The 23756-nt window shown below is 43.5% G+C and carries 18 protein-coding genes; 13 read left to right on the forward strand and 5 right to left on the reverse strand.

What is annotated here, in order from left to right:
• The first annotated feature begins 9 nt into the window (after positions 1–9).
• Genes gltB through CQA49_RS06315 form a run of 5 tightly spaced genes read left to right on the forward strand, consistent with a single transcriptional unit; the run spans position 10 to position 8841 of the window.
• Entirely contained in the window at positions 10–4581 is a 4572-nt protein-coding gene (gene gltB / locus CQA49_RS06295; protein WP_115575116.1) for a glutamate synthase large subunit, read from the forward strand.
• A gap of 42 nt (positions 4582–4623) precedes the next feature.
• Complete coding sequence (locus CQA49_RS06300) at positions 4624–5586, forward strand: HTH domain-containing protein (RefSeq protein ID WP_115575117.1); 963 nt, start codon at positions 4624–4626, stop codon at positions 5584–5586.
• Positions 5587–5596: 10 nt separating this feature from the next.
• Positions 5597–6433: a type II restriction endonuclease gene (locus CQA49_RS06305; protein WP_115575118.1), complete on the forward strand. Its 837-nt coding sequence runs from the start codon at positions 5597–5599 to the stop codon at positions 6431–6433.
• A complete protein-coding gene (locus CQA49_RS06310) occupies positions 6423–7265 on the forward strand; it encodes a site-specific DNA-methyltransferase (protein WP_115575119.1) in 843 nt (280 codons plus the stop codon). Before CQA49_RS06305 ends, CQA49_RS06310 begins: the two co-directional genes overlap by 11 nt.
• The gene (locus tag CQA49_RS06315) at positions 7258–8841 is read left to right on the forward strand and encodes a glutamate synthase subunit beta (RefSeq protein ID WP_115575120.1); all 1584 of its coding nucleotides are present in this window, start codon (positions 7258–7260) and stop codon (positions 8839–8841) included. Before CQA49_RS06310 ends, CQA49_RS06315 begins: the two co-directional genes overlap by 8 nt.
• A gap of 139 nt (positions 8842–8980) precedes the next feature.
• Here CQA49_RS06315 and CQA49_RS06320 read toward each other — a convergent pair whose 3' ends face one another.
• Positions 8981–9979 (reverse strand): aspartate carbamoyltransferase catalytic subunit, encoded by a 999-nt coding sequence (locus CQA49_RS06320; protein ID WP_115575121.1) that lies wholly within the window; start codon positions 9977–9979, stop codon positions 8981–8983.
• A gap of 387 nt (positions 9980–10366) precedes the next feature.
• On the opposite strand from CQA49_RS06320, the gene CQA49_RS06325 reads away from it, so the two are divergent.
• From CQA49_RS06325 to CQA49_RS06355, 7 genes are read left to right on the forward strand one after another with little or no spacing between them, the layout of a single operon-like run.
• The gene (locus tag CQA49_RS06325; RefSeq protein ID WP_115575122.1) at positions 10367–11575 is read left to right on the forward strand and encodes an aspartate kinase; all 1209 of its coding nucleotides are present in this window, start codon (positions 10367–10369) and stop codon (positions 11573–11575) included.
• Between the two features lie 15 nt (positions 11576–11590).
• The gene (locus CQA49_RS06330; protein WP_115575123.1) at positions 11591–12154 is read left to right on the forward strand and encodes a HobA family DNA replication regulator; all 564 of its coding nucleotides are present in this window, start codon (positions 11591–11593) and stop codon (positions 12152–12154) included.
• Between the two features lie 29 nt (positions 12155–12183).
• A complete protein-coding gene (locus CQA49_RS06335) occupies positions 12184–12867 on the forward strand; it encodes a DNA polymerase III subunit delta' (protein WP_115575124.1) in 684 nt (227 codons plus the stop codon).
• A complete protein-coding gene (gene folP, locus CQA49_RS06340; RefSeq protein ID WP_115575125.1) occupies positions 12864–14144 on the forward strand; it encodes a dihydropteroate synthase in 1281 nt (426 codons plus the stop codon). The genes CQA49_RS06335 and folP overlap by 4 nt, the downstream gene beginning before the upstream one ends.
• Positions 14144–15142 (forward strand): hypothetical protein, encoded by a 999-nt coding sequence (locus CQA49_RS06345; RefSeq protein ID WP_115575126.1) that lies wholly within the window; start codon positions 14144–14146, stop codon positions 15140–15142. The genes folP and CQA49_RS06345 overlap by 1 nt, the downstream gene beginning before the upstream one ends.
• A 6-nt stretch (positions 15143–15148) precedes the next feature.
• On the forward strand, positions 15149–16393 hold the full coding sequence (xseA, locus tag CQA49_RS06350; protein ID WP_115575127.1) for an exodeoxyribonuclease VII large subunit: 1245 nt from the start codon (positions 15149–15151) through the stop codon (positions 16391–16393).
• A gap of 17 nt (positions 16394–16410) precedes the next feature.
• A complete protein-coding gene (locus CQA49_RS06355; protein WP_115575128.1) occupies positions 16411–17190 on the forward strand; it encodes a sulfite exporter TauE/SafE family protein in 780 nt (259 codons plus the stop codon).
• Positions 17191–17212: 22 nt separating this feature from the next.
• Here CQA49_RS06355 and CQA49_RS06360 read toward each other — a convergent pair whose 3' ends face one another.
• The gene (locus tag CQA49_RS06360) at positions 17213–18625 is read right to left on the reverse strand and encodes an MFS transporter (RefSeq protein WP_115575129.1); all 1413 of its coding nucleotides are present in this window, start codon (positions 18623–18625) and stop codon (positions 17213–17215) included.
• Between the two features lie 31 nt (positions 18626–18656).
• Here CQA49_RS06360 and CQA49_RS09880 point away from each other — a divergent pair, with 31 nt between their 5' ends.
• Positions 18657–18842, forward strand: a complete 186-nt coding sequence (locus tag CQA49_RS09880) for a hypothetical protein (protein WP_147288663.1) — start codon at positions 18657–18659, stop codon at positions 18840–18842.
• On the opposite strand, the gene CQA49_RS06365 is transcribed toward CQA49_RS09880, so the two are convergent.
• From CQA49_RS06365 to CQA49_RS06375, 3 genes are all read right to left on the reverse strand, one after another.
• Positions 18814–19698 (reverse strand): class I SAM-dependent methyltransferase, encoded by an 885-nt coding sequence (locus CQA49_RS06365; protein WP_115575130.1) that lies wholly within the window; start codon positions 19696–19698, stop codon positions 18814–18816. The two genes, CQA49_RS09880 and CQA49_RS06365, sit on opposite strands and share 29 nt — an antisense overlap.
• A 32-nt stretch (positions 19699–19730) precedes the next feature.
• Entirely contained in the window at positions 19731–21962 is a 2232-nt protein-coding gene (locus tag CQA49_RS06370) for a TonB-dependent receptor (protein WP_115575131.1), read from the reverse strand.
• A gap of 519 nt (positions 21963–22481) precedes the next feature.
• Entirely contained in the window at positions 22482–23600 is a 1119-nt protein-coding gene (locus tag CQA49_RS06375; RefSeq protein ID WP_115575132.1) for an AraC family transcriptional regulator, read from the reverse strand.
• Between the last annotated feature and the right edge of the window lie 156 nt (positions 23601–23756).

The raw sequence follows: 23756 nt of genomic DNA on the forward strand, positions 1-23756 counted from the left end.
GGAGAGAAAATGAGCCAGCACAATTTTGATAAAAACACAGAGCAAAGCACAAGCGCAAATCCGCTAGAATCTAGCCCTCTAGAATCTAAAAACATAAACTCCTTAGAATCTAAGCATATCGGGCTTTATGAACCACGTTTTGAGCATGATTCTTGCGGGATTGGCGCGGTGGTGAATATCAAGGGGATAAAATCTTACAAAGTCATCGATGATGCGCTAAAGATTCTCATGCAGCTAGAGCATCGCGGTGGTGCAGGTGCAGAGGAGAATAGCGGCGATGGTGCTGGGATTTTGATACAGATTCCACATGAATTTTTTGCCACGCAGGAGCTGGGATTTACCTTGCCAAAAGAGGGTGATTATGCGGTGGCGCAGATTTTTCTCTCATCAAATTACGAGGCAAAAGAAGAAGGCAAGAGGATTTTCCTAGAGGTTTTGCAAGAGCAGAATCTGCAATTTCTCGGATTTCGCGCAGTGCCTTACAACCCAAGCGATATCGGGCAAAGCGCGCGCAATGCGATGCCTTACTTTTTACAAGCCTTTGTCGCGCGTCCAAAGGATAGCGCGCGTGGCTTAGAGTTTGAGCGCAAGCTTTATCTCGCAAGGCGCACGATAGAAAAGCGCGCGCTCAATGTGCCGAAGTTTTATATCTGCTCGTTTTCCTCACGCACGATTGTATATAAGGGAATGTTGCTTTCAACGCAACTTAGCGATTTTTACCTAGATTTTAAAGATGTGAATCTTAAAAGTGCCATTGCACTGGTGCATTCTAGATTCTCAACCAACACTTTCCCTAGCTGGGAGCGCGCACACCCAAATCGCTACATGGCGCATAATGGCGAGATAAACACCATCAAAGGCAATGTCGATGGAATCACCGCAAGACAAGGGCTTTGCAAGAGTGAATATTTCGATGATTTGAGCGCGGTTTTCCCTATCATTGCAAAGCCGAGTTCAGATTCTGCGATGTTTGATAATACGCTGGAGTTTTTGAGCCTCAATGGACGAAGCCTTGAAGAAGCCTTTATGATGATGATCCCAGAACCATGGAGCAAAAATGAAAATATCGATCCCAAAAAGCGCGCCTTTTATGAATACCACTCTACCCTTATGGAGCCGTGGGACGGACCTGCGGCGATTATTTTTACTGATGGCGTGATGATGGGCGCGAGCCTTGATAGGAATGGATTCCGCCCTTCGCGCTACTATATTACTAAGGATAATTTTTTGATCCTTGCTAGCGAAACAGGCGCACTAAAGCTTGATGAAAGCAATATCCTAGCCAAAAAGCGCTTGGAGCCGGGCAAAATCCTGCTTGTGGATACCGCGCGCGGGCGACTTGTCTCTGATGAGGAGCTAAAAAGTCAATACGCCAACGCAAAGCCCTACAGCAAATGGCTAGAAAATCTTATCAAACTAGAAAAGCTAGAATCTAAGGGCTTTAAAGAGGAATTTTTGGATTCTGAAAGTTTATTACGCTTGCAAAAAGCCTTTGGCTGGAGCTATGATGAGGTGTCTCAAAGTGTGCTGCCAATGGCGCAAAATGGCAAGGAAAGTCTCGCTGCCATGGGGATAGATACGCCTTTAGCAATATTAGATCCAAAACCGCAAAATCTTTTTAATTACTTCAAGCAACTTTTCGCGCAAGTCACCAACCCGCCACTTGATGCCATACGCGAGGAAATCGTCACAAGCCAGAGAATCTACCTCGGACGCGAGGGTAATCTATTGCAACCAAATGAGAGCAACTGCAAGCGCGTGAAACTCGCCCAGCCAATCATCAGCAACGAGGAACTTTATAAGATTGAAAATCTCAAAGGCTTCAAAGTCGCGCGATTAAATCTTACATTTTCACACAAAAAGCAAAGTTTAGAATCCGCGCTTGAGGCGCTTTTTGAAAAGGCATTAAAAGAAATCGAAAAAGGCGTGTCAATCCTAATCCTAAGCGATAGGGGCGTGAATGAGGAGCAAAGCGCGATCCCTTCACTGCTAGCGGTATCTGGGCTTCATAATTACCTCGTGCGTTGCAATCGTCGCACACATGCAAGCCTTGTGATAGAATCCGCCGAACCGCGCGAAATCCACCACTTAGCTTGCTTGCTAGGCTATGGCGCAACTGCTGTGTGCCCCTACCTCGTGTATGAAAGCATAAACGCGCTCATCACGCGCAATGATTTAGGCATAAGCTACAAGCAAGCGGTGGAAAACTACATACACGCGAGCATGGGCGGTATCGTCAAAATCGCCTCCAAAATGGGAATCTCCACGATGCAAAGCTACAATGGCGCGCAAATCTTTGAATGCGTGGGCATCAAATCTAGCGTGATAGAAAAATACTTCACCTCCACGCCTAGCAAGATTGAAGGCATTGGCTTAGAGGAAATTGCAAGTGATTATGCACGCGTGCATAAAAGTGCGTTTGAATCCACCACGCGAGCCCTTGATTCCAAAGGCTTGCATAATTGGCGCGCGGGGAAAGAAGAGCATTTGCTTGATCCGCTTGTGATTTTCAAACTGCAAGAATCTTGTCGGCGCGGGGATTATGCGCTGTTTAAAGAATACACAAACCTTGTGGATTCTAAGCTTGTAAGTTTGCGTGACTGCCTCGAGTTTGATACCACGCAGGCGATTGGGATAGAGGAAGTTGAGAGCGTGGATTCTATTGTAAAGCGCTTCAAAACTGGCGCGATGAGTTATGGCTCTATTTCAAAAGAAGCGCATGAATGCTTAGCAATAGCAATGAATCGCCTAGGTGGCAAGAGCAATTCTGGTGAAGGTGGGGAAAATCCCGAGCGTTACGCACCTTTGGCAAATGGAGATTCTAAATCAAGCGCGATAAAGCAAGTCGCAAGCGGGCGCTTTGGCGTGGATATCGAATATCTTGTCAATGCAAAAGAATTGCAAATCAAAGTCGCGCAAGGCGCGAAACCGGGCGAAGGCGGGCAACTTCCGGGCTTTAAAGTGTATCCATGGATCGCACGCGCGCGCCACAGCACGCCCGGCGTCACGCTCATCTCCCCTCCTCCGCACCACGACATCTACTCTATCGAGGATCTCGCGCAACTCATCTATGATCTCAAAAACGCCAACACAAGCGCGCAAATCTCTGTCAAGCTTGTGGCAGAATCTGGCATTGGCACCGTGGCGGCGGGCGTGGCAAAGGCTGGGGCGAACATTATCCTAGTCTCTGGCTATGATGGTGGCACGGGTGCGAGCCCGCGCACAAGTATCGCAAATGCCGGGATCCCTTGGGAGCTAGGACTTGCAGAGACACACCAAACGCTTATCTTAAATGGTTTGCGCGATAGGGTGAGAATCGAAACTGATGGCAAGCTTCTAAGCGGGCGCGATTTGGCAGTGGCGGCATTGCTTGGCGCGGAGGAGTTTGGCTTTGCCACCGCGCCTCTTATGGTGGTGGGCTGCACGATGATGCGCGTGTGCCATCTCAACACCTGCCCTTTTGGTATCGCCACGCAGGACAAAGAGTTGCGCGATAGGTTTAAAGGTAAGCCTGAACATGTGATGAATTTTATGCGCTTCATCGCGCAGGAATTGCGCGAATATATGGCAAAGCTTGGCTTTAGAAGTGTCGATGAGATGGTGGGGCGCGTGGATAAACTTCGCCAAAAACCACTCACCGGCAAAGCTAGCAATATCAACTTGGATCGCATGATACAAGATCTAAGCACTTACAACAAAAGCGCGGTGCATTTCAAGGGCTTCAAAGATAATAAGCTAGAAAAAACGCTAGATTCTCGCGTGCTACTTCCGCTATGCACGCGCGCGCTAAGTCAAGGCAAAAAAATCAAGCTCGCCCTAGAAGTCAGCAACCTAAGCCGTACCTTTGCCACCACACTTTCAAGTGAAATCACCAAAACCTACGGCGCAAAGGGCTTAGAAGAAGACAGCATACAAATCACTGCCATTGGCAATGCGGGCAACAGCTTTGGCGCGTTTTTAAATCACGGAATCCGCCTAGAAATCATCGGCGATGCAAACGACTATTTAGGCAAGGGACTAAGTGGCGGGAAAATCATCGCCAAAAGCGCGCCGGAATCCACCTTTAGCGCGGAAGAAAATATCATCGTGGGGAATGCCTGCCTCTATGGCGCGAGTGCAGGCGAAGTGTATCTTGATGGAATCGCGGGGGAACGCTTCTGTGTGCGAAATTCTGGTGTAAGTGCCGTCGTGCTAGGCATGGGCGTGCATGGGTGTGAGTATATGACCGGCGGGCGCGTGCTCGTGCTTGGCGATGTGGGCGAAAACTTCGCAGCGGGCATGAGCGGGGGCTACGCATACATTCTCGGACAGCACAATATCCCGCGTATCAACACCGAGCTAGTGGATATCCGCGTGTTAAACAAAGATGATGAAAAAGAGGTGCGTGCGTGGCTTGAAACGCATATCGCCTACACGCAGTCAAAAAAGGCGCGCGAGGTGCTAGAGCGCTTTAACAAAAACGACTTTTTTAAGGTAATGCCACGCGATTATGAGCGCGCGCTTAAAGCACTAGAATCTTGTAAAAATGAATCCGACCCAGAACTTGCGGCATTTGAGGTGATAACAAAGGGGAGTAAGTAGAATCTAGATTCTAAAAAAGAGGCAAAAAATAAGGAATAAAAAATGGCAGAAAAATTAACTTATTTGCAGGCAGCACAAGAAGTAATGACAAAAGCGGAAAAACCGCTTACCTTTACGCAAATTTGGAATGAAATCACAAGGCAAAGTATAGACAAAAAGCTTCAAAACCTTGGAAAAACACCTAGCCAAACTCTTGCCGCAATACTTTATGGCAACATAAAAAAAGGCGAGAAATCAATTTTTGTTATCGTATCAAAGCAACCAAATACCTTTTGGTTAAAAAGTAGAATTGCTGAACTAGACAACAAAAAACCCGAGCAACTTATACAAGAATCATCAACACAAAAGCCAACAAAAGAAAAATTTACCGAGCGCGATTTGCACCCTCTGCTTGTGAAATTTTTATATGAGAGCGAATTTAATGCTTATGCAAAAACGATTTACCATGAAAAAAGCACCAAAAGCGTCAGCGGTAAGAACAAGTGGGATCATCCTGATATTGTCGCTGTTTCCTTTCCTTTTGGAAGTTATAAAAATGAGACTTTGGAATTACTTCAAAATATTGATAGGCCAGATTATAGACTTTACTCTTTTGAGCTAAAAATTGCGCTAAATTTTAGTAATCTCAAAGAATGTTATTTTCAAGCGGTATCAAACTCTAGCTGGGCGAATGAGGGCTATCTAGTCGTGTATGAGGAAGTCGATAGCGAAGTGTTATCGGTGCTTAGGCGGCTTAATGCTAGCTTTGGTATAGGGCTTATAAAGCTTGAAAGTGACATAGCAAGCTCACAGATTCTAATACAAGCGCGAGAACCTGAAGCTTTAGATGTCGAAACTATCGATGTTTTGGTGCGAAATAATAGCGATTTCAAAGACTTTATTAACGATATAAATCGCAAAATAAAAGCACACTATAAAAATATAGGCGAGATAAATTTAAGCTTTGACAAAGTCTTAGATGATGACGAACTTGAAAAATATCTCAAAGAGAAACACATAAAATAAAGCGAAAAAAATGAAAAATACCCTTGAATTTAGCCATTTTTTAAACACACTCAAAGCCAGCAATCGTGGGCTTGGTTTTTTTGTGGATTGGGAAAAGTGCCTAGAGAATGTCAATAAAATCCGTATTTGCCTAAATCATCTTAATTTTCTTTTAGGTAAAGACAAGGATTCTATAAAAGCACATATTGCCTTACTTTTTGATGAATATCCAAAGGCATTTGGCGTGTTGTATTTGCTGCTTGCTGTGCGAGATGGTAGCAGTATGGTTTTAGATTCTAGTGGTGCGCAGTGTCGCTTGGATAGCTATTTGAAAAATGCAGATAGTGTTTTTGATTTTTTATGCAAAAGTGGGCTTGTTGATATTTTTACTCGTGGGGATATTAAAGATTTAAATGACTTTGTCTTTGGGATAGAAGTGGGGCTTGATAGCAATGCACGAAAAAATCGTAGTGGCAGCACTATGGAAGCATATTTATCACAAATTTTTAGAGACAATCAACTTAACCTCAAAGAGCAAGTAAATATCAAAGATTTTCCGCGTTTGCACGAGGCTTTTGGTGATGATATTAAAAAATTTGACTTTGTAATTTTTGGTGCAAAAAAGATTTATTTTTTGGAATGCAATTTTTACACAAGCGGTGGCAGCAAGCTAAATGAAACAGCAAGGGCATATCAAGAGCTTGGGACAAAGTTTGAGCGATTTGCTGATTATGAATTTATTTGGATAACTGATGGACAAGGCTGGCTAGAATCTAAAAATAAATTAGCAGAAGCTTACAAAAGCGTTGAAATTTACAATCTAGGCAATCTTAATGATTTTGTCGCAAAGGTAAAAAATGAACGCTAGAATCCCAATAGAAACTTTCATCAGCAAAGATTCCTTGTTTAGTCTTTATCAAGGTGATTGTAATGAGATTCTGCCTTTATTAAAAAATAAAGTGGATCTTATTTTTGCAGATCCACCTTATTTCCTTTCAAATGATGGCTTGACTATACAAAGCGGCAAGGTAGTTAGCGTAAATAAGGGCGAATGGGACAAGGGCGAAAATATAGATGATATCGATGCATTTAATGAGTGCTGGATAAGTAACGCAAAAATCGCGCTCAAAGACACAGGAAGTATTTTGATTAGCGGCACATATCATAATATTTTTTCTCTCGGACGCACTTTGCAAAAGCTCAATTTTAAAATATTAAATATCATTACATGGCAAAAAACCAACCCTCCGCCAAATTTTAGTTGTAGATATCTCACGCATTCTACCGAGCAGATTATTTGGGCGCGCAAAAGTCCAAAACACAAGCATATATTTAATTATGAATTATTGAAAAAAATTAATGACGACAAGCAAATGCGCGATGTATGGAGTTTCCCAGCGATAGCACCATGGGAAAAGACTTGTGGCAAGCACCCTACACAAAAACCCCTAAATCTGCTCGTGCGACTGCTTCTTATGGCGAGTGATGAAAATAGCATAATCTGCGATCCATTTAGCGGCAGCTCCACTACAGGAATAGCGGCAAATATTTTGGGCAGGAAATTTATTGGCATAGAAAAAGAAAAAGATTTTATAAATATATCCATAAATAGGCTAAAAGAACTAGAATCTAATAGGAAAACTATAGAATCTAAAATTAGCGATTTGAAATTTTATACTAAAGGAGGCAAGAATGGGTAATCCACGCGGATTTTTAGACTATAAAAGAGAGGATTTGGAGACGATCGCGCCACAAAAGCGCATCGAAAACTATAAAGAGTTTTACAAACCGCTAGCAAAAAGCGTGCAAGAGCTTCAGGGCGGGCGCTGTATGAATTGTGGAGTGGCGTTTTGTCAAACGGGCATTATCGCGCAAGGGCAAAAAATCGAGCAAAATCCCATGCAAACAGCGTTTCAAACCGCGCACGATGCACGATACGCGCAAGAATCACACTCTGCAAATCATGGCGCGATTGGTTGCGTGGAGGAAAAAGCCGAGCGCATCAGCGGTGGTGAGGTGGGCTGTCCGCTACAAAATCTTATCCCTGAGTGGAATGATCTCATCTATCGCGGGCTGTGGGGCGAGGCGTATGATAGGCTAAGTCTTACTAATCCATTCCCCGATTTTACGGGCAAAATCTGCCCCGCACCCTGCGAGGATTCTTGCGTGTGCGCGATAAATACCGATAGCGTGACGATAAAAAACAACGAGCTTGCAATCATCGAAAATGCCTTCTCTGCCGGGCTTGTGAAGCCATATATCCCCAAAAAACGCAGTGGTAAAAAGATAGCGATCATCGGTAGCGGACCTGCGGGACTGGCGTGCGCGTGGGAGCTTAACGCGCAGGGACATAGCGTGGTGGTGTATGAGCGCAGTGATCGCGCGGGCGGGCTTTTGATGTATGGGATCCCGGATATGAAGCTTGAAAAAAGCTTTGTGGAGCGCAGGATTGAGATTTTGCGTCAAAGCGAGATAGAGTTTAAACTTAGCCAAAACATCGACACGCCCAAAAAAGCCCAAGAGCTGGAACAAAAATATGACGCGGTGGTGCTAGCCACAGGTGCGAGCAAGCCTATCGACCTGCAGATTGAGGGCAGGGAGCTAGAAGGCGTAATGTTTGCACTTGATTTTCTCACCCTTAGCACCAAAAGCTTGCTAGATTCTCACAAAGGCGCGGAATTAGCAAAGGGCAAAAATGTGCTCATCATCGGAAGTGGCGATACGAGCGTGGATTGCGTGGCGGTAGCGCTTAGACAAGGGGCAAAATCCATCACGCGCTTTGAGCGAAGCCCCAAACGCCCGGATTCTCGCCCAAGCTCAAACCCATGGCCTTTGAAAAAGCAGACATTTAGCACGGATTATGGGCTTAAAGAAGCCATCGCGCACTTTGGCAACGATCCGCGTCAATACCAAAAACTCACCAAAAAATTTGTCGGTAAAAATGGTAAAGTAAGTGGCGTGGTGGCGTGCGATTTGCGCTGGAGCATAGAATCTGGCAAGCGCGTAAGTAGCGAGGTAAAGGGAAGTGAGAAAGAATACAAAGCAGATTTGGTGCTTTTGGCGATGGGCTTTAGCGGCGCGGAAGATAATTTGAGCAAAAACTTTGGCATAGCGCTTGATAAACGCACCAATATACAAACGCATGCCTACGCCACGAGTAATCCCAAAATCTATGCGTGCGGAGATGCGCGCAGTGGGCAAAGTCTAGTCGTATGGGCGATAAAAGATGGAATCCTCTGCGCCCACGCGTTGCATGAGAAATTAATAAAAGCTTAAAAACCCAACAATATGAGCTTTAAAAGCATTATCGTGGGTTTGAGAGATTGCGAAGGGAAGTGAAAAGCGCGACTTTTAAGTGAGAGACACATAAAAACATTTTGCTTTATATCGAATAAGGCATGCAAAAGCGCGCAATCTAGCGAATCAAAAAATCAAGCACCGCCATGCGCACACACACGCCATTTGTCACCTGCTCTAGCACCTTGGAACGCGGATCTTTGAGGACTTCATCATCGATATCGATATTCCTATGCACAGGTCCGGGGTGCAGGACTATACATTTATTATCACCTAAAATCTCCTTGCTCACGCAAAATTTATGCGCATAATCTTTCAAAGAACCATAAATCACTTGATTATGGCGCTCAGTTTGCGTGCGCAAGCTCATTATCACATCAACTTCCTTAGCAATCGCCTTCAAATCATCGCTCACGCGCAACGAAGTGCTAGGCAAAAAATGCGGAGGTGCCACCAAAATCACCTCCATGCCAAAGCGGCTCAAAAGCTCGATATTGCTATTTGCCACGCGAGAATTGATGATATCCCCGACAATGGCGATTTTTTTGCCCTTTAAAATTTCTAGGCAGTTGCTTATTCCACCTTTAAAATCCGCAGAATCTGCAGAATCCGCGCCTGCATTTTGGGAATGCAGATTCTTAGAATCAAAACAAAAATGCTCAATAATCGTTAGCAAATCAAGCAGTGCCTGCGTCGGGTGAGAATGCGCGCCATCGCCACCATTGAGAATAGGACAATTCACCTTAGAGCTTAGATAATACCCTGCCCCAGCGTTTTTGTGACGGATAATAATCGCATTTGGATTCATCGCATTGAGGTTTGCAGCTGTGTCAGAAATCGTCTCGCCCTTAGCTGTCGAGCTACGCGAAACATCAAGGCGCAAAATCTCGCCCCCCAAATTTTTCACCGCCAGCTCAAAGCTACTTAGCGTGCGCGTGGAATTTTCAAAAAAAATCGTAATGACTTTTTTATTTTTCAGCGGAAAATGCGTGGGCGTTTGCGTTGGGATAAGCGATTTGTAATGCAGGGCTTTTTGAAAAATATCCAAAATCTCTTGCGTGCTAAAATCACTCGTGCGAATAAGGTGGCGGGCTTTATTTGCTAGGGGTTTTGTCATTGAAAATCCTTGTGCGTGAAGTTTAGGGCATTGCAAATTCCAAAAAATCTAGGCAATTGTATAAAAATTTGCTTTTGGGAATCCTTAGTGCAATTCCTCAAAAATAGATTGCTTCGCTACGCTCGCAATGACGGAGGGTTTTTTGTCATTGCGAGGATTCTATAAAATCCGAAGCAATCCACAAAGATCCCCAAACAGCCAAACGGCGTTACAGAATCCACGGAATCTAATCAACCAAAAAATGCCAAATATGCGCGCGAAGCGGAGCGGAGCCCAAGTGCGATTTACTCGCACAAAGGCGATACAATTATTAATGCTTTTTAAGCATTTTTTGTCTATTATTAGCGTTTTTGTTTTACCAAAACTGCAACCTAAGGAACACAATCTATGCTAATCGTGCAAAAATATGGCGGCACAAGTATGGGCGATTGCCAGAGGATTCAAAATGTCGCTGAACGCATTATACAGACTAAGGAGCAAAAAAATTGCGCGCTTGTAGTTGTCGTCTCTGCGATGAGCGGGGAGACTGATAGGCTTTTAGAATACGCGCATTTTTTTAGCACATTGCCCGAAAGTAGGGAACTTGATATGGCGCTAAGTGCCGGGGAGCGCATCACAAGCGCACTTTTAGCCATTGCGCTTAATGCAAAAGGTATCAAAGCTATAAGCCTAAGCGGGCGTGGTGCAGGCATTATCACAGAATCCACACATACAAAAGCGCGCATTAAATACATTCAAACGCAAAACATCGAAGAGCTCATAAAAAAAGGCTATGTTGTGGTGGTAGCGGGATTCCAAGGTGTTGATGAAAATGGAGAGGTTACCACACTTGGGCGCGGTGGAAGTGATTTAAGCGCAGTGGCGCTAGCTGGCGCGCTCAAGGCTGATAAATGCGAGATTTATTCCGATGTCGATGGGATCTACACCACCGATCCACGCATAGAATCTAAAGCCAAAAAGATAGAAAAAATCAGCTACGATGAAATGCTAGAGCTCGCTTCTATGGGTGCAAAAGTCCTGCTCAATCGATCCGTAGAGCTTGCAAAAAAGCTCAATGTCAAGCTGGTGTCAAAAAGCTCGTTTAGCCAAAATGAAGGCACGCTAATCACAAATGAGGAGGATATAATGGAAAAGCCTATCGTTAGCGGTGTGGCGTTAGATAAAAATCAAGCGAGGGTGAGTATCGCTGATGTGCTTGATCGCCCGGGTATCGCGGCAGAAATCTTTGGAATCTTAGCTCAAAGCAATATCAATGTCGATATGATCGTCCAAACCATAGGGCGCGATGGCAAGACAGATATTGACTTTACAATTCCCCAAACTGAAGTCGAACTTGCAAAAAAGGTGCTAGAGCGCTTTAAAGATGATGTGGAAAGTATCGAGTATGATTGCGATATCGCAAAGGTTTCAATCGTGGGCGTTGGTATGAAATCCCATACAGGCGTGGCAAGTGCCGCATTTAACGCGCTTGCAAAGGATAATATCAATATTATGATGATTGGCACAAGCGAGATAAAAATTTCAATGATCGTAAATATCAAATACGCTGAACTTGCGGTGCGCACGCTACATGATGTGTATCATTTGGACAAATAAAGGATTGCTAAAATTATGGAGATTCTCGATACTTGGCTTATTAAGGCGATTAGACAAGAGGATAATAAGGGCATTATGAGTGGCTGGCTTGAGGAACGCAGACTTGATCTTGTGCCGCTTTTCCGTCAAGCGCTACGCCATCTTTTCGCGCGCGGAAGCTTTATTTTGCTAAGTGATTTAAAGTTTGAATGGCTCACGCGCTACATCGCGCAAAATATCAATATGCCAAACAAAACGCGCCCATTTTTTCCTATTTTTGAAGTGAGCTCCCTTGGGTTTATGATAGATTCCGTGCATAGGGATTCTGAAGACAGGGGGTTTTTGGCGATTTCTAAAATGCTAGAAAATTCTTTTAATAAAAATTACGCGCTTTGGTATATTGGCAAAAAAACCGCGCGGGGGCAGTTTGCACTTGCGCAAGAAAATTCTTTTGTGTGGCTTTTAGATGAGCAAATGCCACATTGTTTTTCTCTAAGCTCGGTTGATGAATTGCTTGATTATAAACTTTTGCAACTCTACAAACTTTTTGAAAAAGCCCTGTGTGCGGCAATGCTAGGACAGCTCACGCTAGAAGCGTAAAAAGGCAAAAAATATAAAGAGGGCGCAAAATGGCAGATTCCACGCAAATAGATTCTCAAAACCAAGATTTTTTCATCGGCGAGCTCCACATAAGCGCAGAATCTGAAAGCCTCATCGCCACGCTCACACAAGATATCAGCAAAGAATATCTCAAAATCTTTCACCCAAAAGATGACAATGGCAAGGAATTAGAATTCAAAATCGATGATGCACGCGAAGTCATCGCACAGAGCTACATGGCAAGCGCGCAGACAAAAACGCTCATACTTTGCGCGCCAAAATACCGCATAGAGGCTCAAAATGCGTTGCTAAAAATCCTAGAAGAACCACCGGTTAAGACGAAGTTTATCCTTATCGCCCCGAGTAAAAATGCCATTTTGCCAACCATCATTTCGCGCCTTAGGACGACAATCCACAAAGATTCTAAAAAGCTCCCCTATTTTGAACTTAATGTTAATAACCTAAGCCTTGGCGTGATTTATGACTTTTTGCAGCAATGCGACAAGCAAAATAAAAGCGTGCATGAAGTCAAAGAACATGTACAATCCCTCCTTTTTGCCCTGCACAAAGCGCGTATAAGCCTTAAAGAGCGCGATTTAAAAGCCTTTGATAATGCCATAAAGCAAGCAGATAGTTTTGTGAAAGAAAGCTATATTTTTCTTCCACTTCTTTTAAAAGTGCGCGCGCTAGCAAGTGCTAGGAAAAAGCTATGAATGCGCTAGCCCTCTGCCCCACTCACGCACAAAATGCACTCAAGCGCGTAGGTGCGGAAAAAATGGGCGAAAAAATTATGTCCCAAAAAATAGAAACGCTGTATTTTGAGGTGAGCGATTTAAGCTACATTGCAAGTGCGATTTTAAAGCAAGAAGCCCTAAGCGTGGGCGCAGAATACGCCAGCCCAAAGAAACAGATTCTCTACAAAGGCAAAAAAATCGGGCTACTTTTTGGCTCAAAGACAAATCTAGCGCGCTTAAGTCAAAAGCTCACAAAGCAAGACTTTGGCTTAAAAGAACTTGCTAAAATCCTGCAATCTCATCTCAAACCAAAGGTTTTTTGCACGCTAAAAGATATTCTTTCATCTATACAAAATCTCGCACCTATGCAGAATCTCGCGCAAGATTCTGCCCAAAACCGCGCGCAAGGCTCAAATGCGCTTGCAAGTGAAAATCTCAAAAAACAAGCGTGCCAAAATATCATGGCAATCATCAATGTCACGCCTGATAGCTTTTATGAAGGAAGTCGCAAGAACGCGCAACAAGCAATTAAGCGCGTGTATGAATTGCTTGAGCTTGGCGTGAAGTTTATTGACATTGGCGCGGCTAGCTCGCGTCCGGGTTCTGAAATAATAGAATCTAGCGTAGAAATTGCGCGCCTTAGGGAAATTTGCGCTGAAATAAAATCACAGAATCTCTACAAACACGCGCTTTTCAGCATCGATACCTACAATCCGCAAACTGCGGCATTTGCGCTAGATTCTCACTTTTCAATCATTAATGATGTGAGCGGATTTAAGCACAAAGACATGGCAAAAATCAACGCTTCATTTGGCTCAATCGCGCTTCTTATGCACTCAAAAGGCACGCCAAAAAATATGCAACAAAAAACGCAGTATAAGAATCTCTTTAGCGAAATTGATGACTTTTTCACGCAAAAAATCGAGGAGATTCTAAACGCTGGCGGGGAAAAAATCATTTTAGATATTGGCTTTGGCTTTGCAAAAACAAAAGAGCAGAATCTCGCGCTTATAAGCCACCTAAGCCATTTCAAGCATTTTGGTTATCCACTTTTGCTTGGCGCTAGTCGCAAAAGCACACTTGGCGAGCTGATAGATAAAGACGCGCAAAATCGCTTGAGCGCGACTTTGGCACTGCATTTGCTAGGATTGCAAAATGGTGCAGAAATCCTGCGCGTGCATGATGAGAGAGAGCATATCGACGCGCTGTGCGTGCATTATGCGCTCAAAAATAATCACTTACAAGGACTAATCTAGTGCTTGATATTAATCGCCAAACAATGGAACTCCTCTTGCAATCGCACGGCTACACCCCAGAGCAATTGCAAGCCCTGCCTACAAGCGAGATAAAAAAAGCGTATGAGAAAATCACAAAGCAATTTTTAAGCGCATTTTTGCAAAATAATAGCGAAAATAAAACGAATAAAATTTCCTCGTCGTTTTTGGATTCTGATGAAATCAACACCTACAAGCAAAAGCTCAAATCCTGTGTGAAAGATGTCGTGGCGCTATTGCAAGTCCTTATGGAAGGCTATGAAAAGTTTGATGTTGTCGAAGTCAATGATATGCTAGCAATCGTGGCAAAAAATCAATCCGCGCACAAAATGCAGAGAATCTCGCACATTGCTTATCATCTTTTACAAGAAAAATTGCTTTCACAAATTGAAAGTTATCTTAAAGAACTGCCAAAGCAGGAATTTAAGATGTTAAAAGAACATTATGAGCGCCAAAGAGAGGATTTAAACGCACTTCACAAGACGATAGAAAAGCTCGCTGATCCGCTGACAAAAGAGCAGATTCTTAGCATGGCGCGCACGAAGCTTTTTGTGATGAAAGAATTTATGCCAGAGCTCCTCAATGACACCTACAAAGACTACTACAACAACACGCCAGAAAAGCTCGAGCTTGTCTCAAAGCTCATGGCGCTAACCGGGCTTTACACAAAAGAATATTTGAAAGAAACGCCCTTGCCAAAGCTCCAAGAAATGTATGATGAGATTCTTGAATACAACCGCCAAGAGGAACAAGACAAAAAAATGTTTCTTAAATATTCTTCTGCCTTGCAAGAGAGTATTTACAGCAATGATGATGAGGCGTTTAACGAAGTATGCTCGCGCGCAGTAACGCACCTAAGCAACAAGCAACTTGCGATGCTTGTGGATTATATGAGCGGACAAAATCCCTTCTTTTTGAGCAAATTTGAATCTGTGATGAATGAATATAAGAAAAAGCTTAATATCAAAAAGCGAGGCTAGCGCGTAATGACACTAAGCGTAAGCGAGCTAAATACCCAAATCAAGGCGCTGATTGAAAGCAACTTTTTGCAAGTAAGCATAAGAGGCGAGATAAGCAATCTCACAATCCATTCTAGCGGGCATGTGTATTTTAGCCTCAAAGATAAAGATTCTCAAATCCGCTGTGTGTTATTTAAAGGCAATGCAAGAAATGTGAAATTTAAACTTGAAAATGGCTTGAAAGTCATCGCGCACGGAAGCTTGAGCCTCTATGTCCCGCGTGGGGAATACCAAATCCAATGCGTGAATTTAAGCATTGAAGGCTTAGGCGAGCTTATCCTTGCGTATGAGCAGCTAAAGGCGCGGTTAAAAGAAAAGGGCTATTTTGACAAAGCCACGCCACTGCCAAGATTCCCGCACAAAATCGCCATTCTCACTTCTCTAAGCGGTGCGGCAGTGCATGATATGCTAAAAATCGCTTCAAAACGCTGGAATCTCTGCCAAATCTCCCTCCTTGATACACTCGTGCAAGGCGATAGCGCGCCAGAATCTATCGCGCGCAACATTGCATATATCGATAGCTTTTTTGGCACGAAAAACGCCTTTGATGTGATGATTATAGGGCGTGGCGGGGGAAGTATCGAGGATTTATGGGCGTTTAATACTGAATGCGTAGCAGAAGCGATTTTCAACGCACGCACGCCGATTATTAGCGCGGTGGGGCATGAAAGCGATGTGGTGATTTCTGATTTTGTGGCGGATATGCGCGCACCAACGCCTAGCGGGGCGATGGAACTACTTTTGCCGGATAAAGAAGAGTGGCTTTTGCGCGTTGATGAAATGCTAGATTCTCTATCCACAAGCTTTTTGCGGACTTTGGCGGGGAAAAACTCTCAATTGCAAAATTTAAAAGCCCTTTTGCACGCGCAAAGTTTTGAATCTAAAAATGCCTTGCAAAATGAAAATCTTAAAAATCTAAAAACAATGCTTGATACTCAAATGAACGCGCTACTGCAGGAAAAATCGCGCGATTTAGAATCTCTAATGGCGGAATTAAAAATACAGATTCCAAAAATCCACGCGCAAAAACTCGCACTTTTGCAGTCTTTACAATACGCACTCAATTCCAAAAATCCGCAAAATCTCATCGCACAGGGCTTCGTGCAATTACGCAAAGATGGCAAAAATATCACACTAGGCGCGCTTAAAAATGGCGATGTGATAAGCCTAGAAGACGCCTTAGACTCTAAATCCGCGCAGATTTTGCCTTAAAATAAAAAGGGCGTAAAATGGCATATATCGAGCTTTTGAGCGTTTTTAGTATCGCGTTTTTAAGCGCGCTAGGGCATTGCGTGGGAATGTGTGGCGGACTTGTGCTTGCCTATACAAGTACGAAACTCTCCAGCACAAACGCCACTGCAAACACACCCGCAAACTCTTCTGCCACGCCCTCCCCTACAAATGCACCCATCACACAGATTTCCTCCTCTACAAAGATTCCCGCGCAACCCACACAACCCGCGCTTTTTCACCAACTGCGCGCGCATTGCCTTTATATTTTTGGGCGCATTTGTAGCTATATGATTTTAGGCGCATTTGCTGGCGCGCTTGGTATGGGCTTTAGCGCGATTTTGCAGTATAAAAGCGCGCTGTTATTTGCGCTAAATAGCCTTCTTGTGCTTTTTGGGCTTTGCTTTATTTTCGCCCCTCGCCTTCTGCGCTTTTTTGAGCCACAGATTCACGCATTCCCTCGATTTTCTGCGCTGTTTTCAAGGCTCTTGCACTCACAAAGTGCGTTTTCTTTTTTCACACTTGGTATGCTTAATGGAATCTTGCCTTGCGGGATTGTGTATTATTTTTTGCTTACTGCGCTTAGCACGCAGAGCGCACTTGGTGGGATCGCAGTAATGGGCGTCTTTGGGCTTGGCACAATGTGCGTAATGCTGCCTTTTAGCCTTTTTGCCTCAAGCTTTATAGGATTTTTGAGCCAAAAAAGGCGCGTTTTTCATCTCCTTTGCGGGCTAAGTATGAGCGCCTTTGGGATTTATAACCTTTCAAAACTCCTTTAAAAATGCTTTTTAAAAAGTGTGCTTAAATTGTCTTGCTTTTTTTGACAATCACCACGCTTAAAATCGCTATCACAGCACCCAGCACAAACACCCAGCCATAGCCATTTGCCACCGCGCTATCAATGCCGCTTTGATTAAAAATTTCTTGCAAAGTAGCAAAGGCGTCATTTATCCAGCTAAAGCTAGATTCTGCATTGCTTCCAGCTAGAGAATCTGCACCCGCGATAGAATCCACGCCAGCGATAGATTCTACGCCAGATTCCACATTTACTGCAGAATCTACGCTAGATTCCGTGCTTGCTTCCATATTTCCGCCCTGCAAACTTGCAAGTTTTTCCTCCGAGACAAAAAGCCCGATAATCTGCGAAGCCACAAGCCCCGCCACCACAAAGCCTATATTTTCACTCGTGCGCAAAAATGAAAAATCTACACCACTTTGTGTGCTACCCTCGCACCAGCGCATTCCCACGCTATACATAAACACAAACTGCGAGCCAAAGAAAAGTGCATTGAGTAGCATTAAAATAATCACCAAAAAATGACTTTGCCACACCCACATATTAAGCGCCAAAAGCACCAGCACGCAGGCTTCGCTTGCAAGCGCTAGGATAAGCGCTTTTTTAAACCCAAAAAATTTAATAAAAAAATACGCCACAGGCGCAGCCAGCAAAAGCGCGCTAATCTGCAAAAATCCGCTCAAAAATCCCACCACATACAGCGAAAAGCCCATATACACAAACAGCGCGCTACTCATACTATTTGTCAAAACCAGTGGAAGCAAAAAGCTTGTAAGGATAAGAAACTGCGCCCAAAGGCGTTTGTTTTTGAGCGCTTTTAAAATCGAGTTATCATGCACTTTGGAATCTGTATGCGTGATTTTTATCAGCAAAATCGGCACGCCAAAAAGTAGCGTAAAGACGCCCAGCACGATATTTGCCATACTCCAGCCAAAAAAGTCAAAAATAATAAGCGCCACGACTATGCCTATCAAGCCACCTAGCCCGCACGCTATAAGCATAATGGTATTTATGATGGGCTTTTGCGCGCTTGTGGTTTGCTCCACTGCCACGCCATTAAGCGCGATAAGCATATTCGCACTAAGCACGCTCATAAGAAAGCACGCAACAATGCAAAGCATAAAATGCTCGCTCAAATCTAGCGCACTTGAGAAAAACAGCAACAAACCAATACCAATCACGCCCACGCTATTAATTATCTGAAATCCGCGCGCGTATTTTTTCCGAAAACTCTCCACAAACCCAGAATAAAAAAAGCTCAAGCTAAAAGGCAAAAACGCCATGTACAAAAGCCCTATCTCACGCGGACTAATGCCATTTTTTGCCAAAATCGCAGGCATCGCGCCATAAATAAGAAATGTAAAAATACTCACCACCACATACACACAAAAACTCACAACATAAAGCCTCTTTGTCATTCACTCTCCTTTTAGATTCTCAAATTTCAAAATGGATTGCTTCGCTCACGCTCGCAATGACAGAATCCACAAAAACCTTAAACCGCCAAACAGCGTTACAGAATCTCGCAATCCCATCAACCAAAAAACGCTAAGTATGCGCGCGAAGCGGAGCCAAAGCGGGATTCACTCCCGCGCAGGCGATACAATTAATGGAATAGCCTCAATCCGCACATAAACGAAAACTTCTCATGTATAAATCGTGGCGCTAGAGACATAAGCATGCCAAAAAGCCCCCAGCGCGTGGGAAAATGCCGAAAATAAAGGCTAGATTCTATCAATTCCACCTCTGCCCCACTTTGGCGCGCAAGGTTTAACACCTCGCTTGTGCTATCAAAGCCACTTTTTATATCCGCGCGCATATCCTTTAGCACATCGTGGATAGATTTTTTGCGCACAAACATACTTCCCACAAAGTCGCACCACACTTGCGCGTGCGTAGTGTTTTTGGCAATTTGCGTGAAAATCCCTAGAATCTCCTGCGCGCTAAAATACATTAGCACGCCCTCAATCACAATAATGCAAGGCGCACTTTTTAAGCTTTGCTTAGGCGTCAGAGTTTCTAGCTCTTTTTGCACCGCCTCCACCCAGCTAGAATCTAAAAGCGAACACGCTAAGAATCTATCCTGCGCGCATTCTTGCAAAAGCTCTTTGCGCTTTTGCATCACTTCGGGCAAATCCAACTCAAAAAAGCGCGCAGATTCAAAGTTCGCCACGCCCTTGCTCTCACTCCATTCTCTCAATCTTTCATAGCGCGTATCTAGCCCACAGCCCGCATTTATCACCACTGCATTTTTATGAGATTCAATAAAGCGCTTCACACTTTCATCAAAATACCGCGCCCGCACAATACAGCCGATTTTTGACATCTTTGATTTATCAAACTTTGCATAATCATAAGGAATACGCGCAACCAAATCCTGCGCGTATTTATCATGCAAAATCACGCGCTTACCACGCTCCGCACGCATAGATTCTAGCGCGCGGTAATACAGCGGGATAAGTAGCGTTTCAGACACAGCGTTAAAATTCATCGCCCCCCTCCTTAAAATAATCTTAAGAATCTTTAATAGCGATAGCTTAGATTTATGCCCGCGTTGAAGGGATTATTTGGCATGTAGTAGTTTTCAGCCCCGCCAAAATTTCGTATATACACAGCGGATTTACTATTTGTAGTGTTTTGTGTATAGAGTTTCACGCTCCAGTTTTTATACTCATAGCGCACATTGAGATCAAGCCACAAATACGCCGGTAATATCATCTTATCAGTTTGATCTAAGTCATCAAAATACTGCTTTGTGAAGTAACGCCCATTTGCACCAATATAGAATCTATGCGCATTTAGACGCAAAAAATTCCAATCTACATTTGCTACAAGTGAAAGTGTGGGGTTAAATTTCAAGCGATTGCCACCTATATTATAATTCACTGTTGTGCCATTAACCGTAATCGCACCTACATTATCCCCACCTTTAAAATACCTTGCCTCGCCGATATTTGCACCCACACTTGCACTCACGCGCTCGCCATAGTAGCCAATATCCGTATCTAACCCGTAGCTATACGCATCGCCCAAATTGCGTATGCTTTGCAATAGTCCAGAGCCTGCATAGCTTTGCCTATCTTGTATAAACATATAATACAGCGCTGTATTTGCACGCAGTTTGGAATCTAAAAACTGCAAGTGGCTTCCTAGCTCACTGCTATAAATCTGCTCGTTTTTATAGCCCTGCGTGTCTGCATTTGCATAAGGGAATTTCGCATAACCGCCGGCTTTGGTGCTTTGCGCGATATTAAAATAAAATCTTGCATTGCTATTGAGTGTGTAGCCAAGTGAAAGGCGTGGATTTAAAATATGGAATCCTTGCGCCTTATCATACGCGCCCAAAGCTGCTATAGGTGGCGTTTGCGTGATGATATTTGCATGATAATACTGATAGCGCGCGCCAAATCCTATATCCCAACTCTCCCCTAGCGGAATCTTGCCATCACCAAAAAGCGCGATTGTATTTACCTTTTCGCTCGCTTCCCAAGTATCCCTAAAGCCAAAAGTCTGCTCTGTGCCTTCATAGCCACGCATACCATTTGTGATATTTAAATGCTTATAATACACACCAAACACGCTACGCGCGCCATTTTCGTAGTTTGTATCTAAGCGCAGTTCTTGTATAAACTGCGTGCTGTCATAATAGTAGCCGTTGTCCTTGCCCGGAAGCAAGCGCACGATCGGGTAATTATTATTAAGCGTATTTGCCATTTGAAACGCGCTTATCGAGCTAAGGATAGAATCCCCAAAGCTATAATCAATTTTCAAACTCGCATTATGCGCGGTGGTTTTGTCAAAAGGATTCTTAAGATAAACATAGTTTGGATTGCCTATATTCATGAAATTATCCACTTCTAACGCGCCATTTGGGAGCTTGTAGCCATTTTCATACTGACTTTTACTAAGATAGAAGTTTTTATGAGAATTTGCATGATAGAAGCTGTAGCTCAAAGTCGCCAACACAGAATCTACAGGCGCATAATACAAGCTCGCTCCCGCGATAAAGGTATCCGCGGTATTTAGCATTTTTGAAGAATCTGGATCTTTGATAAACCCATTATCATGCAAATAGCGGAAGTTCGCCTTGCCCCAAAGCTTGTTTTTGATAATCTCCCCGCCACCATAAGCATTTATGTCGTAATTTAGTATGCTAGCCCCAAGCGAGATATTTGCATAATTGCCATGCATCGGGTTGCGCGTGATAATAGAGAGAAGCCCTGCTTGCGAGTTTTCCCCATAGAGTGTGCCTTGCGCCCCACGCAAAAGCTCCACTTGCGCCACATCGCCTAATGCTTGAATAAGGAAATTTGGACTTTGTGGCACGCCATCGACATAGACATTTAAAGTCGTGGTGTAAAAATCCGGACTTGAAAGCCCGCGCAAAGTCGCCTGCGGGAAGGCACTTGCACCACTTTGATTGATTTGGAATCCTGCGAAAGCATTTGCAAGCTGATCGGTTGATTTTATCTCGGACTTTTCTAGGCGCTCGCCGCTTATGGTTTGCACGCTAGCATTTACTTCAAAAATCTCTTCATTTGCCTTGTTTGCAGTAATGGTGGATTTTTCTAAGCGATAGCTTTCTTCATAGTTTTTGCTAGCGTTGCTACTTGCACTATTTACACTACTTGCGCTGTTTGTGGCGCTTTGACTTCCTGCTTGACTTCCGCCCTCTGTTTGATTTTGAGATTCTTGCGCTAGGCTCGCGCTTAAGGCGATACTAACGCATGCGATGAGAAAAAATGATTTTTTCATAAAACTTGCTCCTTAAATTTTGATAATCAAGCTTAAAATCCTAATAAAAATCATTTTTTGGCAATATTCCAAAATGGTAAAAACACGCAAAATGGTAAAAATAGTCAAAAAATGTGTAGAATCTACACTCTATAAAGTGAAAATTTAGGCTAAATTGAGAAATTCTGAAAAATAGAATCCTTAAAAGGAATTAAAAAATAAGATTTTAAAATGGATTGTTTCGCTTGTGCTCGTAATGACTTAATTTTTTTAGAATCCTTTGCTTTCGCTTTTCAAAACTCTTTAGATTTTCTAATTTTGTTACGCAAAAGAAAAAGGGGTTTACCCCCTCCCCGCTCCCCCTAGCCCCGAAAAAGAAGCTTGCGCGCTTTTCTTTTTCGGCAATCAGGGGGAGAGCCTCGCTACTTCCCTTGCTAGAAAAAAATCGGGCATTAGCACTTCTGCTAATGCTAAATCACCGCTTTTTTTCACCACGCAAGGGGCGAGATTGGGTTACGCTTGCGCGTAACTTGAATTCCTTTAATTGAAAAATTTGCCTCGCAAATTTTTAGGGATTTTGCTTTCGCAAAATCGCGGTTTGCGCATAAATGTGCTACTATTTATTGAAGTTAAGGCAAATGTGCGGTGGTGATTGATGTCAATTAAAACAAACAGCCGATTACAAAAGGCAAGCGCATTTATAAGGGAAAGTTTCTTAATCCCCCCCCCTAGTGGCAAAGCAAGAGTGTTTTGCTCCGCAAGATATTGCTTGAAATTTTTACTAAAAGCCGAAATGTTGATATAGCCCACTTCATTTGCCACCTGTGTGATACTTTTACCCTCTTTGAAAAGCTCCTGTGCGCGCTTCATACGCGAATTTTTGATAAATTGATATATGCTTGTTTTGTAATGATTCCCAAAATCTTTTGTGAGCTTGCTGACGCTCACACCAAAGCGCTCGCTCAAACTTTTGAGCTTCAGCTCCTGTTCGCAATTTTCTTGTAAATACACGCCAAGCGCTTTGAGGTAGCCATCCCTTTTCTCGCCAATATCCCCAAGCTCCGCGCGTTTTGAGAGATTATCCAAAAAGATAAGCGACTCCAGCACGCTAAGGCGCAGTATATCGACATTTTGCCTCTCATGCATTTTGTTAAAAAGCATTTTTGAGCGCATATCCGCCTGCACCACGAGCGGGGCGCAAAGCATCCTATCATGCAACTTTTCAAAATCTATGTTACGCAAAAAGCGCCCCAGCTCATTTTTGCAGTTTTTTAAATCAACGCTTAGACTCGTAGTCTTGCACTGGATTTTCCCAAGCGTGCCAGCCTCCACCTCCATCGAGCAGGACCAAATGTCATTTGCCGCGATGTTAAAATCCACGCTCCTATCAAAAACCCCATTATATCCGCCCGCAGTGCAGTAGCCAAAGTGCAGCGCATGGAATCTCATCGTGCGAAACACCTCGCTAAAATCCCCGCTATATTCCCCAAAGTCCAACCTCACGCCATCAAGCAACTCGATGCTTTTAATCTCAACGAAAAATTTTTCACTCTTTGCGCGCGCATATCTAAAAGAATCTTGCGCGCAGTCCTGCCTTTTAAAGCAAAGATTTGCGCCAATTTTTTTAAACACACTGAAATAATATTCATCAAAATTCATTTTTCAAGCCTTTTTAACCTAAGAATTATTTTCATTAAATAAATCTATCGCGGATTTTATAATAAGAAAAAACAAAAAACAAATATTTTAGCCTAAATACCACTTAGATTCTTAAAATGGGTTTTTTCGATAAGGGGGAGGGGGCTTGAATTGCGA

The sequence above is a fragment of the Helicobacter sp. MIT 00-7814 genome (assembly GCF_003364115.1).
Classification (GTDB): Bacteria; Campylobacterota; Campylobacteria; order Campylobacterales; family Helicobacteraceae; genus Helicobacter_F.

Excerpts from the sequence above, each read along its gene's own strand:
- gltB (WP_115575116.1), top strand. The coding sequence starts at position 10 with ATGAGCCAGCACAATTTTGATAAAAACACAGAGCAAAGCACAAGCGCA.
- CQA49_RS06300 (WP_115575117.1), top strand. The coding sequence starts at position 4,624 with ATGGCAGAAAAATTAACTTATTTGCAGGCAGCACAAGAAGTAATGACA.
- CQA49_RS06305 (WP_115575118.1), top strand. The coding sequence starts at position 5,597 with ATGAAAAATACCCTTGAATTTAGCCATTTTTTAAACACACTCAAAGCC.
- CQA49_RS06310 (WP_115575119.1), top strand. The coding sequence starts at position 6,423 with ATGAACGCTAGAATCCCAATAGAAACTTTCATCAGCAAAGATTCCTTG.
- CQA49_RS06315 (WP_115575120.1), top strand. The coding sequence starts at position 7,258 with ATGGGTAATCCACGCGGATTTTTAGACTATAAAAGAGAGGATTTGGAG.
- CQA49_RS06320 (WP_115575121.1), bottom strand. The coding sequence starts at position 9,979 with ATGACAAAACCCCTAGCAAATAAAGCCCGCCACCTTATTCGCACGAGT.
- CQA49_RS06325 (WP_115575122.1), top strand. The coding sequence starts at position 10,367 with ATGCTAATCGTGCAAAAATATGGCGGCACAAGTATGGGCGATTGCCAG.
- CQA49_RS06330 (WP_115575123.1), top strand. The coding sequence starts at position 11,591 with ATGGAGATTCTCGATACTTGGCTTATTAAGGCGATTAGACAAGAGGAT.
- CQA49_RS06335 (WP_115575124.1), top strand. The coding sequence starts at position 12,184 with ATGGCAGATTCCACGCAAATAGATTCTCAAAACCAAGATTTTTTCATC.
- folP (WP_115575125.1), top strand. The coding sequence starts at position 12,864 with ATGAATGCGCTAGCCCTCTGCCCCACTCACGCACAAAATGCACTCAAG.
- xseA (WP_115575127.1), top strand. The coding sequence starts at position 15,149 with ATGACACTAAGCGTAAGCGAGCTAAATACCCAAATCAAGGCGCTGATT.
- CQA49_RS06355 (WP_115575128.1), top strand. The coding sequence starts at position 16,411 with ATGGCATATATCGAGCTTTTGAGCGTTTTTAGTATCGCGTTTTTAAGC.
- CQA49_RS06360 (WP_115575129.1), bottom strand. The coding sequence starts at position 18,625 with ATGACAAAGAGGCTTTATGTTGTGAGTTTTTGTGTGTATGTGGTGGTG.
- CQA49_RS09880 (WP_147288663.1), top strand. The coding sequence starts at position 18,657 with ATGGATTGCTTCGCTCACGCTCGCAATGACAGAATCCACAAAAACCTT.
- CQA49_RS06365 (WP_115575130.1), bottom strand. The coding sequence starts at position 19,698 with ATGAATTTTAACGCTGTGTCTGAAACGCTACTTATCCCGCTGTATTAC.
- CQA49_RS06370 (WP_115575131.1), bottom strand. The coding sequence starts at position 21,962 with ATGAAAAAATCATTTTTTCTCATCGCATGCGTTAGTATCGCCTTAAGC.
- CQA49_RS06375 (WP_115575132.1), bottom strand. The coding sequence starts at position 23,600 with ATGAATTTTGATGAATATTATTTCAGTGTGTTTAAAAAAATTGGCGCA.